Raw genomic sequence first — 12,665 nt, 5'->3', positions numbered from 1 at the left:
AAGGACCTGAATACGTTATCGTAGTCGTAGGAGGTGCTCATGTCTTACACCGGAAAGGTCACCAGCCCGGAGTCGCTCGGGAGGATCCTGCAGCAGGCGCGGCTGCTGAACGGCTGGAGTCAGCGTGAGCTCGCGGCGAGGATCGGGACGACGCAGCGCTACATCTGGGAGATCGAAGCGGGGAAGCCGTCGATCTTCGTCGAGCGGCTGTTCGCGCTCATGCGGGAGACCGGGACCGAGCTGACGGCCACCATCGAGCCCAGGAGCGACGATGAGTGACCTCGTCGTCGAGCTCTACGGCAAGCCGATCGGTCGGTTGGGCGGGTCGAGCACGACGTACGACTTCATCGCCTCCGCCGAAGCGGTGGAGACGTACGGCCTGGACAGCACGGTCTTGTCGCTGGCCCTTCCGCTGGCCCCGGTCGCACCACGCGGGCGCAAGCCGCGACGGCAGAACTTCTTTGCCGAGATGCTTCCCGAAGGTCGGATGCGGACGAGGCTCGCGGCGATGGCCGATGTCAGTGAGCGCGACGTGATCGGGCTGCTGCGGGCCTATGGGCGAGACGTCGCGGGGGCGCTGCAGATCTGGGACCCGGACGTTCCCGGCGAGCCGCGGATCCCGAAGCTCGAACCGGTCGGTGAGCAAGGTGTTGCTGACCTTCTCGGCGAGGTGAGCTCCTTCCCGCTCGCCAACAAGCCGACTGGCGGCAAGACGTCGCTCGCCGGGGTTCAGGACAAGATCGTCCTGGTGCGCAACGACGACGGCTGGCACCGAGCGCTGGACGGGTATCCGTCCACGCACATCCTCAAGCCGGTCACCACTGACTTCCCGTCGATGATCTACGACGAGGAGTATGGCGCTCGGTTCGCGCAGGCTTTGGGGCTGACGACGTACGACACGTTCATCGAGGAGTTCGCGGGCGTGCCGGCGCTGGTGATCGAGCGGTATGACCGGGGCGATGCGGTCGGCGGTGTTCCGCGTCGAGTGCACCAGGAGGATTTCAACCAGGTCCTGGGTGCTCGAGGAGATCAGAAGTATCAGAAGTACGGAGGCAAGGTCTCGCTGAAGCGGATCGCCGGTGAGTTCAGTGCGCTCGGTGACTCCGCCTCGCTGCGGAAGCTGGCCCGGATGACCGTGTTGGCGGCGGCCATCGGAAACCTGGACATGCACGCGAAGAACATCTCGCTCCTCCATCACCCGGACGGCTCGGTCGAGATCGCTCCCGCCTACGACGTTGTTCCGCAACGGCATCTGCCCAACGACGGCGAGCTGGCGCTCGCGGTCGACGGGGTCTACCGGCACGCTGCGCTCACGCGCGCCAACCTGGTCGCCGAGGTCGGCTCGTGGCGCCTCCGTGATGCGGAGACGCTGGTCGATGGCGTTCTGGCAGACATCGCCGAGATCGTCGAGACCGAAGTCCCCGCTCACGGGGCGCACCCGGGCCTGGTCGAGGACATCCGCGCCTTCACCGCCAACCTGAGGGACGGGCGTTCTGCGGGAGCAGAGCTGAGCGGGTCCGAAGGACGGTTGTGACGGTCCCGCGGTGAGCCTTTGATGGCTATGGAAGAGTCGTACCCGTGCGAACCGAATCCTCTCTCGACCTGCCGCTTGCCGGCCTCGCCGTTCTGTTCCTTGGATCCGGCACCCTGCACCTGGTGAGGCCGCAGGTCTTCGAGTCGATCGTGCCGCGGCAGCTGCCGGAGGCGCGCAAGGTGGTCGAGGTGTCCGGGGTGGCCGAGATCGTGTGCGGGCTGGGGCTGCTGCACCCGAAGACCCGCCGGATCGCGGGGCTGGCGAGTGCGGCGTTGCTGGTCGGGGTGTTCCCGGCCAACGTGCAGATGAGCGTCGACGCCGGGAAGCGGGCGAACCGGAAGCGGACCGCCTCGTCGGCGGGATTCTTCGCCGGTACGCTCGCGCGGCTGCCGCTGCAGTGGCCGATGATCAAGGTGGCGCTGCGCGCCGGAAAGGGGACCGGCGCATGACGTACGTTCCTGCGGAGTCGCGCTACGACGCGATGCAGTACCGGCGGACCGGGCACAGCGGCCTGGACCTGCCGGCGGTCAGCCTCGGGCTGTGGCACAACTTCGGCGACGACCTGGCGTTCGAGCGGCAGCGGGCGATCCTGCGCACCGCGTTCGACGCGGGCATCACCCACTTCGACCTGGCCAACAACTACGGCCCGCCCTACGGCTCCGCCGAGGAGAACTTCGGCCGCCACCTGCGCGGCGACTTCGCCGGCCTGAGGGACGAGTTGGTGATCTCGACCAAGGCCGGCTGGGACATGTGGCCGGGGCCGTACGGGAAGATCGGCGGCTCGCGGAAGTACCTGATCTCCAGCCTCGACCAGTCGCTGAAGCGGATGGGGCTCGACTACGTCGACATCTTCTACCACCACCGCCCCGACCCCAGCACGCCGCTGGAGGAGACGATGGGCGCCCTCGACCAGATCGTGCGGTCCGGGAAGGCGCTGTACGTCGGGCTGAGCTCCTACTCCTCGGCGCTGACCCGCGAGGCGGCCGCGATCCTGCGCGACCTCGGCACGCCGCTGCTGATCCACCAGCCGTCGTACTCCATCCTCAACCGCTGGCTCGAGACCGACTCGCTGCTGGACACGCTCGACGAGGTCGGGGCCGGAGCCATCTCCTTCTCGCCGCTGGCGCAGGGTCTGCTGACGAACAAGTACCTCGGCGGCAGCGTTCCCGAGGACTCCCGTGCCGCCAAGGCACGGTTCCTGACCCCGGAGGCGCTCACGCCCGAGACGCTCGCCGGCATCGAGTCGCTGAACGCTCTCGCCGACGAGCGCGGCCAGACCCTGGCCCAGATGGCGCTCGCCTGGGCGCTGCGCGACCCCCGGATGACCTCGGTCGTCATCGGCGCCTCCCGCCCCGAGCAGGTCACCGACTGCCTCGGCGCGCTCTCCGGTCCCGAGCTCACCCCCGAGGAGCTGGCCAGGATCGACGAGTACGCCGCGTCCACCGGCATCGACCTGTGGAAGCGCGACCGGGTCGAGGGTGACTACCGAGAGATCTTCAACTGAGGCCTCCGCACCGGCGCGATGACCGCTAGCCTGCGCTCATGCGGGTCGATGAGTATCTGACGTACGACGCCACCGGGCTGGCGAAGCTGGTCGCTGACCAGGAGGTGACCGCGGCCGAGGTCCTGGCCGCGGCGCGGGAGCGGGCGGCGGCGGTGAACCCGCGGATCAACGCGATCGTCGCCGACATCCCCGAAGCGGACGCCCAGGTCGCCGGCGACGGTCCGAGCGGGCCGTTCGCCGGGGTGCCGTTCCTGGTGAAGGACCTGGCTCAGGAGTATCAGGGGCACCCCACGACCTACGGCTCGCGGTCGCTCGTCGACGACGTCGCCGAGGAGCACTCGTACTTCACCCGGAGCGCCCTGGACGCCGGTCTGGTGATCTTCGGCAAGACGAACACCCCGGAGTTCGGGTCGAAGGGGATCACCGAGCCGGAGCTGTTCGGCGCGGCGCGCAACCCGTGGAACACCGACCACACGCCCGGCGGCTCCTCGGGTGGCTCCGGGGCGGCGGTGGGCGCCGGGATCGTCCCGGCCGCCGGCGCCAACGACGGCGGCGGATCGATCCGGATCCCGGCGGCCTGCAACGGCCTGGTCGGGCTGAAGACCACCCGCGGCCTGCTGCCGCTGGGCCCGCAGAGCCTGGATGCCTCCAACGGCTTCGTCGTCCAGGGCGTGGTGACCCGCACGGTGCGCGACGCGGCCGGGCTCTACGACGCGCTCATCGGTGACCAGCCGCTGGCGATGATCCACGCTCCGCACCCCGGTGCCGCCTTCTCCGAGGCGATCGCGACCGCGCCGCGCAAGCTGCGGATCGGGTTCACCTCGACCTCCTCGATCACCGCGCCCGACCCGGAGGCGATCGCCGCCGTCGAGGACGCGGCCAAGGCCCTCGAGGCGCTCGGCCACGACGTCGAGGAGGTGGAGGCGCCCTACGACGCCGCCGAGCTCGGCCGCGACTTCCTCACCATCTGGTTCGCCTCGGCCGCCGCCGAGGTCGCCGAGGCCAAGCTCCGCGTCGGGGCCAAGGACGCCGACTTCGAGGCCGACACCCTGGCCGTGGCCGAGCTCGGCCGGGCCGGGGGAGTGGTCGCCGTCGAGCTCGCGCACATCAACCGCCGCAACCACGTACGCCGCCTGAGCGAGTTCCACGAGACGTACGACCTGCTGCTGACCCCGACGCTGGCGAAGCCGCCGCTGAAGGTCGGCCAGCTGACCACACCCAAGGCTCTGCAGACCGCGGCGCGCGTGCTCCACAAGGTGCACGGCGGGCGGATCATGCGGGCGACCGGGATGATCGACCAGCTGGTCGACGAGAACCTCGGCTGGGTGCCCTACACCCAGCTCGCCAACATCACCGGACGCCCGGCGATCTCGGTGCCGACCTACCGGACCGCTGCCGGGCTGCCGCTGGGCATCCAGCTCTCCGGGCAGCTCGGTGACGACGCGCTGCTGCTGCAGGTCGCCGCTCAGCTGGAGCAGGCGAAGCCGTGGGCGGAGCTCTGGCCCACGCTCTGAGCCCGGCGGCGTGAAAGAAAATTTCCTTTCACCACACCTTGCCGGTGCCGGAGCGGCAGTATCGGGGTATGACTCCGTCTCCGGACATGCTCATGACCTCTCGGCGCACCCTTCTCGGCAGCACGCTGGGTGGGGTCGCGATGACTCTCCTGGGTGGCGGTGCCGCGGTGGCCACGACGCCGGAGGACCCGACGAGGGCGGCCCGGCGGACGCTCGCCTCGCTGGCCGGGCAGCCGCCGACGATCACGCCCGACGAGCTCACCTTCACCCCACGCACCGTCCTGCGCCCCGGCCACCCCCGCCAGGTGGGCCTCGACCCGGCGCAGATCGCGAGGATCCGCAGCGAGCTGACCCGGTTCCTCGAGCCGACGCCGGACAACCCCGCCCACCCCCTGTACGCAGGCGCCACCGCGATCGCGGTCAAGGACGGTGTCGTCGTCGCCCACGAGAGCGTGGGCAAGGCGCTCCGCTACGGCCTCGACGGGACCACTGTCGTCGAGCTCCCGGCCGAGCAGCAGGTCGCGGCCGGGCTGGAGACGATGTGGGACATCGCCTCGATGTCCAAGCTCTTCACCACGACCGTGATCCTCCAGCTGATGGAGCGGGGCAGTCTCGACCTCGAGGCCCCGGTCGTCACCTACCTTCCCGAGTTCGCGCCGCACGGCAAGGACGCGATCCTCGTGCGCCACCTGCTCACCCACGTCTCCGGCCTGCTCGCCGGTCCCTCGCCGTCGCTGTGGGCGGGCTACGACACCTACGAGGAGCGGGTCGCGGCGATCATGGACACGACGCCGACGCACGCGCCCGAGCAGATCTACCGCTACTCCGACATCAACCTGATCACCCTCGGCCTGCTGGTCGAGCGGCTCTCGGGGAAGAAGCTCGACGTCTACGTCCGCGACCACATCACCGAGCCGCTCGGGATGCGCGACACCATGTACAACCCGCCCGCAGACCGCCTCGACCGGGTCGCCGCCACCGAGTACCAGCCGTGGGCCGGCCGGCCGATGATCCGCGGCGAGGTGCATGACGAGAACGCCTGGGCGCTCGGTGGCGTCGCCGGTCATGCGGGCGTGTTCTCGACCGCGGCCGACATGGCGAGGTTCGGCCAGATGTACCTCAACGGCGGCGTCTACAACGGCACCCGGATCCTGGCGGAGGACACGGTCAGGCTGTCGCTGTTCGACTACACCGGGGCCCGGTTCACCAGCTCCCGCGGCCTCGGCTGGGAGCTCGCCACGACCTGGTACCACGGCCCGATCTGGTCCCCGGTCTCCTTCGGGCACACCGGCTACACCGGCACCAGCATCGTGATGGACCCGATCGGCCACCAGCTCGTCGTGCTCATGACCAACCGTGTCCACCCCAGCCGCGACTGGGGCAGCAACAACCCCTCCCGTCGCGCCGTCTCCGACGCGCTGGGGATGGCCTCGGCGGTCCGGCCGGCCCAGGGACGTACGTCGTGGTTCTCGGGTCGCACCAACGCGAAGAAGGCGACCCTCGACGTGCCGCTGCCCGCCACCGGGACGGCGACGCTCCGCTTCGACTACTACTTCGACACCGAGCCACGCTACGACGTCGGCCGGCTGCAGCACTCCACCGACGGCACCACCTTCAGCGCCCTGCCCTGGACCCTCGAGGGCGGCGACTGGAGCTGGGAGACCGGCGAGGCGGTCAACGGCTACGGCGGCCGTCGCTGGCTGCGCGGACGGGCCGAGCTCCCGCAGGGGACGACGGCGGTCCGGTGGACCTACGAGACCGACTCGACGTCCCAGGGCCGTGGGATCTACGTCGACGGCATCGTGGTCAGTCAGGGGCGGCGTACGGTGTTCGACTCCTCCCGGCCCGGCGACGAGGCACGCATCGTCGCCGACGGCTGGGCCCTCAGCGACAGGTGACAAGTCAGCGATAGCCTCTGGCGGCATGACGCAGCCGCAGCAGCCGAACCCGTTCCTGGTCAACCAGCTTCGCGACGAGACGGACGCCAAGGCTCTGGTCACGAAGGCCGTCGAGACCGAGGCCGCGGGAGCGCCGCGCGGCATCCTCGACGCGATCCGCGACCGGCTCGCCGACCTTGGCCCGGAGCTGGTCGCGGTCTCCCACGACCTCGCCGAGCACCCGGAGACCGGCTTCGAGGAGCACCGCAGCTCGGCCGGGCTGGCCGAGTTCGTCGAGGCCCACGGCATCGAGGTGGCTCGTGGCGCCTACGGCCTCCCGACCGCCCTCTACGCCTCCGCGGGAGGCGCCAAGGACGGCCCGACGATCGCGGTGCTCTCCGAGTACGACGCGCTTCCCGGCATCGGCCACGGCTGCGGCCACAACCTGATCGCCACGGTCGGCGTCGGCGCGTTCCTGGCCATCGCGAGTGTCATCGACCGCCTCGGCGGTCGGGTGATCTGGCTCGGCACCCCGGCCGAGGAGGGCGGTGGTGGCAAGGAGCTGATGGCGCAGAAGGGCGCCTTCGACGGCGTCGACGCGGCGATCATGGTCCACCCGTTCACCTACGACAACTCCGAGCCCGTCTTCCTCGGCCGCAGGCAGCTGAAGGTGACGTACGTCGGGGTGCCGGCGCACGCCTCGATCCAGCCGTTCATGGGTCGCAACGCCCTGGACGCGGCCAACCTGCTCTACACCGGCGTCGCGCTCAACCGCCAGCAGATGCCGCCGACCGACCGGGTGCACGCGATCATCACCGACGGCGGCCTGCGCCCCAACGTGATCCCGGAGCACGCCACGATCGAGTTCTACGTACGCTCCGCCTACCCCGAGACGCTCAAGATCCTCTCCCAGCGGCTGGAGGAGATGGCGATGGGCGCCGCGCTGATGACGGGCTGCGGGGTCGAGTTCACCTGGGACGAGTCGCCGGTCTACCTGCCGATCCGCAACAACAGCGGGCTGGCGCAGGCCTGGAACCGTCGCTACCAGGAGCGCAACCACACCGTCCTGGCGCCCGGTGTCGTCCCGGACCTGCTCGCCGGGTCCACCGACTTCGGCAACGTCTCCTTCCGGGTCCCCGGACTGCACGCGATGGTCAAGATCGCCGAGCCCGACGTGTCGCTGCACAGCCGCGAGTTCGCCGCTGCCGCGGTCACGCCGTACGCCGACGAGGTGCTCGTCGACGCCGCCTACGGTCTGGCCGGGGTGGCGGCCGACTACCTCTCCGACGCGAAGCTGCGCGAGACGGTCCGCGAGGAGTTCGAGGAGGCCGGTGGAGCGGTGGACGTTACCGAATTTTTCGGCTGATTAACGGTTGATGACGATTCGGCAGCGGTAATCCGATTACCTCTTCACAAGAAGAACCCGAAGGGGCATTGTTCCCTTCGTCGAACTCTGAGATGGGGAGCCCAGCAATGCCTCGTAACATCCGAAAGCTTCGCCCCGTTGTGGCCGTTGCCGCCGTCGCTCTCGCGGCCGTCGCAGTCGCCAACCCGGTCGCGAACTCCGCCTCGGCCAAGCCCGGCAAGCACCTGGTCGATGTCCAGCTGCTCTCGTTCAACGACTTCCACGGCAACCTCGAGGCGCCGTCGGGTTCGAGCGGGCGCCTGGTCACCGGTCACCACATCGACCCGGCCACCGGTGCGCCGGTCGACGAGACCGTCAACGTCGGTGGCGTGGAATACCTCGCCTCCCACCTGGCCGAGGCCCGCAAGGGCCACGACCGGTCCCTGACCGTCGCCGCGGGTGACCTCATCGGTGCCTCGCCGCTGCTCTCGGCCGCGTTCCACGACGAGCCGTCCATCGAGGCGCTCAACAAGCTCGGCCTGGACGTGACCGCGGTCGGCAACCACGAGTTCGACGAGGGCTACAAGGAGCTGCAGCGCATCGCCGACGGCGGCTGCATCGACGACGGCGACGGCGAGGACAACCAGAACTCCTGCGCCGCCCACGAGTACGCCGGCGCCGACTTCGACATCCTCGCCTCCAACGTGATCGAGGACGCGAGCGGCAAGACGATCCTGCCGTCCTACGCGATCAAGGAGGTCGACGGCGTCAAGATCGGCTTCATCGGCATGACGCTGGAGGGCACTCCCGACATCGTCACCGCCGAGGGGGTCAAGGGCCTCACCTTCAAGGACGAGGTCGAGACCGCCAACGCGCTGGTGCCCAAGCTGAAGAAGAAGGGCGTCAAGGCGATCGTCACCCTGATCCACGAGGGCGCCAACCTGCCGAAGGAGAAGTGGACCGACCCAGCCACCGGCAAGGTCTACGACGTCAACGCCCGCTACGACTACACCTGCGAGGGTGGCGGCGAGCTGGTCGCCGGCTCGCCCATCGTGCCGATCGCGCAGAACCTCGACCCCGAGATCGACATGCTGGTCACCGGCCACACCCACAACCCCTACGTCTGCGACGTACCCGACCCCGACGGCAAGTCCCGCCTGGTCACCTCGGCCTCGTCCTTCGGTCGCCTCTACACCGAGACCAACCTGAAGTACGACCTCAAGAAGCGCGACATCGTCCGCTCCTCCGTCAAGGGGTCGAACCTGCTCGTCACCCGTGACGTGGCCAAGGCCCCGGAGCAGACCACGCTGATCAACACCTACAAGGAGCTGGTCACCCCGATCGCCTCCCGGGTGCTCGGTTCGATCTCGTCCGACGTCAAGCGTGACCAGAGCGCCGCCGGCGAGTCCGCGCTCGGCGACCTCATCGCCGACGCCCAGCTCGCCGACCCGTCGACGGTCGTCAACGGGCAGACGCCGGTGATCGCGTTCATGAACCCGGGCGGCATCCGTGCCGACCTGACCGCGGCCAACTCCCCCTACGGGGAGGCCGTCGGTGACGTCACCTACGACGAGGCGTTCACGGTGCAGCCGTTCAACAACTACCTGGTCTCGCTGACCATGACCGGCCAGGACATCTACGACCTGCTCACCCAGCAGGTCACCGGCGCCAACGCCGCGTCGCACAAGATCCTGCAGGTCTCGAAGGGCTTCTCCTACCAGATCAGCCCCTCGGGTCCCGTCGACGGCTCGGTCACGCTCAACGGCCAGCCGATCGACAAGGCCGCGTCCTACCGGGTCGTGACCAACAACTTCCTGCAGGGCGGCGGCGACGCCTTCGCGGCCTTCACCAAGGGCACCGACCCCTACTACGGCGGCCTCGACATCGACGCCTTCGCCGCCTACCTGGAGGCCAACTCGCCCTACACCCCGGGCCCGCTCGACCGCATCACCGGCACCCACTGAAAGAAACTTTTCTTTCGTACGCAGCGGGCCCGACCAGCGCTGAGCTGGTCGGGCCCGTTCGTCGTCTCGAGATCCGGATGTCCGGTGCTCAGTGCGCTCCGGCGAGGGCCGCGCTCTCCGCAGCGTCGTCGGTGGCCTTCTGGGGCCTCGGGATGAGGAGCACGATCAACGCCCCGACCCCGGCCGCGAGCGCCCCGATCACGAAGCAGAGCTGGAAGGCGCCCGCGGTCGGGATCTCCGGAGCTCCGGGCGCGAGGACCATGGTCCGGCTGGTCAGCACGATCGCCATGACCGCGCCGGCGATCGTGGTGCCCATCGAGCGCATCAGGCTGTTCAGCCCCACGCTCGCGGCGGCCTCGGCGGCGGGGACGTTGCCGAGGATGAGCGTGGGCATCGCGGCGTACCCGATCCCGACGCCGGCCGAGGCGACGCAGGAGGCGAGCATGAGCTGCCAGGGCGCGTCCATCAGGAAGACCGCGACGACGTAGCCGGCAGCCAGGACGACCGCGCCGATCGCCATCGTGCCACGACCGCCGAGGCGGGTCAGCAGCCGCGAGGAGACCGGGGTGAAGAGCATCATCATCAGCCCGGCCGGTGCCATCCACATGCCGGCCTGGAAGATCGTCTGGCCCAGGCCGTAGCCGGTGGCCTCGGGCATCTGGAGCAGCTGCGGGACCACGATCGACTGCGCCATCATGCCGAAGCCGATCAGGACGGCCGCGATGTTGGTGAGCAGCACCGGCCTGCGCGCGGTGGTGCGCAGGTCGACGAGCGGGTCGTCGTGGCGCAGCTCGTACCAGCCCCAGAGCAGCAGGATCACGACGCCGCCGATGATCATGCCGAGCGTCTGCGGCTCGCCCCAGCCCCAGTCGTTGCCCTTGGAGACGCCGACCAGCACGCCGACGAGGCCGGCCGCGAGCCCGAGCGCCCCGATGATGTCGAGACGGCCCGGGTGGGCGTCGCGTACGTGCGGGACGACGGCCGCGGTCAGCACGGTGACGGCGAGAGCCAGGCCGGCCGAGACCCAGAAGAGGGTGTGCCAGTCGAAGTCCTGGGCGATCCAGGCGGCCAGCGGCAGGCCGAGCGCACCGCCGACCCCGAGGGTGGCGCTGACACCCGCGACCGCGGTGTTGCGCAGGTGCTCGGGCGCGATCTCGCGAACGAGGCTGATCGCGACCGGGATGTAGCCCATCGCCATGCCCTGGAGCACGCGGCCGACCAGGACCGGGCCGACGGCGTCGGAGAGCGCCACGATGACGGAGCCGAGCACCAGCACGATGCCGGAGATCACCAGCACCGGCTTCTTGCCGTAGAGGTCGGCGAGGCGGCCGGTGACGGGCATCGTCACACCGGCGCCGAGCAATGTGGCCGTGACCACCCAGGAGGCGGTGCTGGCCGTGGTGGAGAGCAGCTCGGGGAGCTCGCTCTGGATCGGGATGACCAGTGACTGCATCAGCGCGGCGCAGAGGCTGCCGAAGCAGAGCACCAGGATGACGGCCACGGCGCCACCCGTCGAGCGCGCGGACGGCTCGCGGGTGGTGGACGGGGAGGGACTCACAGCACACCTCGGATGTGTAATCTACATATTGACGTATGTATGCTACACATCGTGAGGTTCGAACGACAATGCCTGGAGATGTGATGCCGTCCACAAAGCCCTCCTCCGAGGACCCTCTCTTCAAGCAGATCAGCCCGGACCTGTCTGCCGATCGCCGCCTGGCCTCGCTGGTCGGACGGCTCGAGGTGCACCGCCGTCTCGCCGAGGACCGCAGCGCGCTCAACCAGGCCGACGGCCGCCTGCTCTGGTTTCTCTCCGACGGCCGGCCGCGCACGCTGCGGGAGATCGCCGACGGCCTCAACCTCGAGCAGTCGACCGTGAACCGTCAGGTGAACGCCGCGCTCTCTGCGGGCCACCTGCGTCGGTTCGCCGAGCCGGGACGCTCGGCGCGGCTGATCGAGCCGACCGAGGAAGGCCTCGCCGTCTATGAGGCGGCCTCGGCCCGAGCGCTGGGCGCCTATGCGGACGGGCTGGCCGCTCTCGGGGACGAGTCGGAGAAGTTCCTCGACCTGCTCGAGCGGTTCGTGGGCGCCTATGGCGAGGCCGTGCGGGAGTGAGGCTCGGGCGGTAGTCCGTCGACGAGGGTTGCCGCTGACGAGGCTGCAGGAGCGATCCGGCTGTCGGGGATCCCGCAGGCGCGAAGGCAGGTCGAGGCGATGGTGGCTGCGGTGGTGTCGTCGATCGGCACGCCGCTGCCGCGGAGGGTGGTGGTGACCTCGACCAGGTGCATGAGCATCTCGCCGAGGTGCCCCGGCTCGGTCGTCGTGGCGATGCCGGGCGCTGCGGCCCGGGTGGCGATCCTCCCGTAGGCCTCCGCGAGCTCGGCGCGAGCGCTCCGAAAGGCGTCGAACGCCTCGCTGCTCGTCACATCGGGGTGGGTCGCCAGCATGCCGATGTTGTCCGGGGCCTCGGCGAGCGTGCGGACGTCGACGAGCGCCAGCAGGTAGAGGGCGGCCTCCGGGCTCGTCGAGGCGGTCAGTCGCTCGATCTGGTCGACCCGATCGACGGTGGGGCGGACGGATCGCTCCAGGAGCTCGGCGAGGATCTCGTCCTTGCCGGTGAAGTGGTAGTAGAGCGATGCCTGCCTGATCCCCACCTTGTCGGCGATCTCCCGGGTGGAGGTGGCCGCGAAGCCCTTGGTCACGAACAGCTGCGCCGCGGCGTGGAGCACCTGCTCGCGGGGTGGGGCTGGCGTGTTCGAGGGGATGAGGCGTGGTCGTCCGGGGTGGGTTCGTCGGATGCTCATCGAGGCCCTGCCTTCCTGTCGACGTCGACCCCGGATCCAGTAGAGCATAATATTGTGATCCTGCCAATCATGATGTGCATCTGGACGTGCGGTATGCCCATCGGGCACGATGGTGGCTCGCTG

The 12,665-nt window shown here is 69.6% G+C and carries 11 protein-coding genes; 9 read left to right on the top strand and 2 right to left on the bottom strand.

The window, feature by feature from the left end; genetic code table 11:
• Window positions 1-39: 39 nt before the first annotated feature.
• The 8 genes from ACZ6WN_RS09445 (at window position 40) to ACZ6WN_RS09410 (ending at window position 9,738) form a co-directional block, all read left to right on the top strand.
• On the top strand, window positions 40-279 hold the full coding sequence (locus ACZ6WN_RS09445) for a helix-turn-helix domain-containing protein (RefSeq protein WP_378732053.1): 240 nt from the start codon (window positions 40-42) through the stop codon (window positions 277-279).
• Window positions 272-1,534: a type II toxin-antitoxin system HipA family toxin gene (locus ACZ6WN_RS09440; RefSeq protein WP_465864312.1), complete on the top strand. Its 1,263-nt coding sequence runs from the start codon at window positions 272-274 to the stop codon at window positions 1,532-1,534. The genes ACZ6WN_RS09445 and ACZ6WN_RS09440 overlap by 8 nt, the downstream gene beginning before the upstream one ends.
• Window positions 1,535-1,578: 44 nt before the next feature.
• Window positions 1,579-1,983, top strand: coding sequence for a DoxX family protein (locus ACZ6WN_RS09435; protein ID WP_465864311.1), 405 nt, complete (start codon window positions 1,579-1,581; stop codon window positions 1,981-1,983).
• Window positions 1,980-3,038: an L-glyceraldehyde 3-phosphate reductase gene (mgrA, locus tag ACZ6WN_RS09430; RefSeq protein WP_465864310.1), complete on the top strand. Its 1,059-nt coding sequence runs from the start codon at window positions 1,980-1,982 to the stop codon at window positions 3,036-3,038. Before ACZ6WN_RS09435 ends, mgrA begins: the two co-directional genes overlap by 4 nt.
• A gap of 38 nt (window positions 3,039-3,076) precedes the next feature.
• Window positions 3,077-4,552, top strand: coding sequence for an amidase (locus ACZ6WN_RS09425; protein ID WP_465864308.1), 1,476 nt, complete (start codon window positions 3,077-3,079; stop codon window positions 4,550-4,552).
• Window positions 4,553-4,620: 68 nt separating this feature from the next.
• Entirely contained in the window at window positions 4,621-6,450 is a 1,830-nt protein-coding gene (locus ACZ6WN_RS09420) for a serine hydrolase domain-containing protein (RefSeq protein ID WP_465864307.1), read from the top strand.
• Between the two features lie 25 nt (window positions 6,451-6,475).
• The gene (locus ACZ6WN_RS09415; RefSeq protein WP_465864306.1) at window positions 6,476-7,795 is read left to right on the top strand and encodes a M20 family metallopeptidase; all 1,320 of its coding nucleotides are present in this window, start codon (window positions 6,476-6,478) and stop codon (window positions 7,793-7,795) included.
• Window positions 7,796-7,902: 107 nt separating this feature from the next.
• Window positions 7,903-9,738, top strand: a complete 1,836-nt coding sequence (locus ACZ6WN_RS09410) for a bifunctional metallophosphatase/5'-nucleotidase (protein WP_465864304.1) — start codon at window positions 7,903-7,905, stop codon at window positions 9,736-9,738.
• A gap of 88 nt (window positions 9,739-9,826) precedes the next feature.
• Here the strand turns inward: ACZ6WN_RS09410 and ACZ6WN_RS09405 are convergent, their stop codons facing one another.
• Window positions 9,827-11,296, bottom strand: coding sequence for an MFS transporter (locus ACZ6WN_RS09405; RefSeq protein WP_465864303.1), 1,470 nt, complete (start codon window positions 11,294-11,296; stop codon window positions 9,827-9,829).
• Window positions 11,297-11,379: 83 nt separating this feature from the next.
• Here ACZ6WN_RS09405 and ACZ6WN_RS09400 point away from each other — a divergent pair, with 83 nt between their 5' ends.
• Window positions 11,380-11,853, top strand: coding sequence for a MarR family winged helix-turn-helix transcriptional regulator (locus ACZ6WN_RS09400; RefSeq protein WP_465864301.1), 474 nt, complete (start codon window positions 11,380-11,382; stop codon window positions 11,851-11,853).
• Here the strand turns inward: ACZ6WN_RS09400 and ACZ6WN_RS09395 are convergent.
• Window positions 11,829-12,542, bottom strand: a complete 714-nt coding sequence (locus ACZ6WN_RS09395) for a TetR/AcrR family transcriptional regulator (RefSeq protein ID WP_465864299.1) — start codon at window positions 12,540-12,542, stop codon at window positions 11,829-11,831. The genes ACZ6WN_RS09400 and ACZ6WN_RS09395 overlap by 25 nt on opposite strands.
• Window positions 12,543-12,665: the final 123 nt, after the last annotated feature.

The organism is Nocardioides sp. NPDC054178 (assembly GCF_055585005.1).
The sequence above is the reverse complement of the archived record's forward strand: the minus strand, read 5'-3'. Positions and strand labels throughout refer to the sequence as shown.

Excerpts from the sequence above, each read along its gene's own strand:
- ACZ6WN_RS09425 (WP_465864308.1), top strand. The coding sequence starts at position 3,077 with ATGCGGGTCGATGAGTATCTGACGTACGACGCCACCGGGCTGGCGAAG.
- ACZ6WN_RS09400 (WP_465864301.1), top strand. The coding sequence starts at position 11,380 with ATGCCGTCCACAAAGCCCTCCTCCGAGGACCCTCTCTTCAAGCAGATC.
- ACZ6WN_RS09415 (WP_465864306.1), top strand. The coding sequence starts at position 6,476 with ATGACGCAGCCGCAGCAGCCGAACCCGTTCCTGGTCAACCAGCTTCGC.
- ACZ6WN_RS09420 (WP_465864307.1), top strand. The coding sequence starts at position 4,621 with ATGACTCCGTCTCCGGACATGCTCATGACCTCTCGGCGCACCCTTCTC.
- ACZ6WN_RS09395 (WP_465864299.1), bottom strand. The coding sequence starts at position 12,542 with ATGAGCATCCGACGAACCCACCCCGGACGACCACGCCTCATCCCCTCG.
- ACZ6WN_RS09440 (WP_465864312.1), top strand. The coding sequence starts at position 272 with ATGAGTGACCTCGTCGTCGAGCTCTACGGCAAGCCGATCGGTCGGTTG.
- ACZ6WN_RS09445 (WP_378732053.1), top strand. The coding sequence starts at position 40 with ATGTCTTACACCGGAAAGGTCACCAGCCCGGAGTCGCTCGGGAGGATC.
- mgrA (WP_465864310.1), top strand. The coding sequence starts at position 1,980 with ATGACGTACGTTCCTGCGGAGTCGCGCTACGACGCGATGCAGTACCGG.
- ACZ6WN_RS09410 (WP_465864304.1), top strand. The coding sequence starts at position 7,903 with ATGCCTCGTAACATCCGAAAGCTTCGCCCCGTTGTGGCCGTTGCCGCC.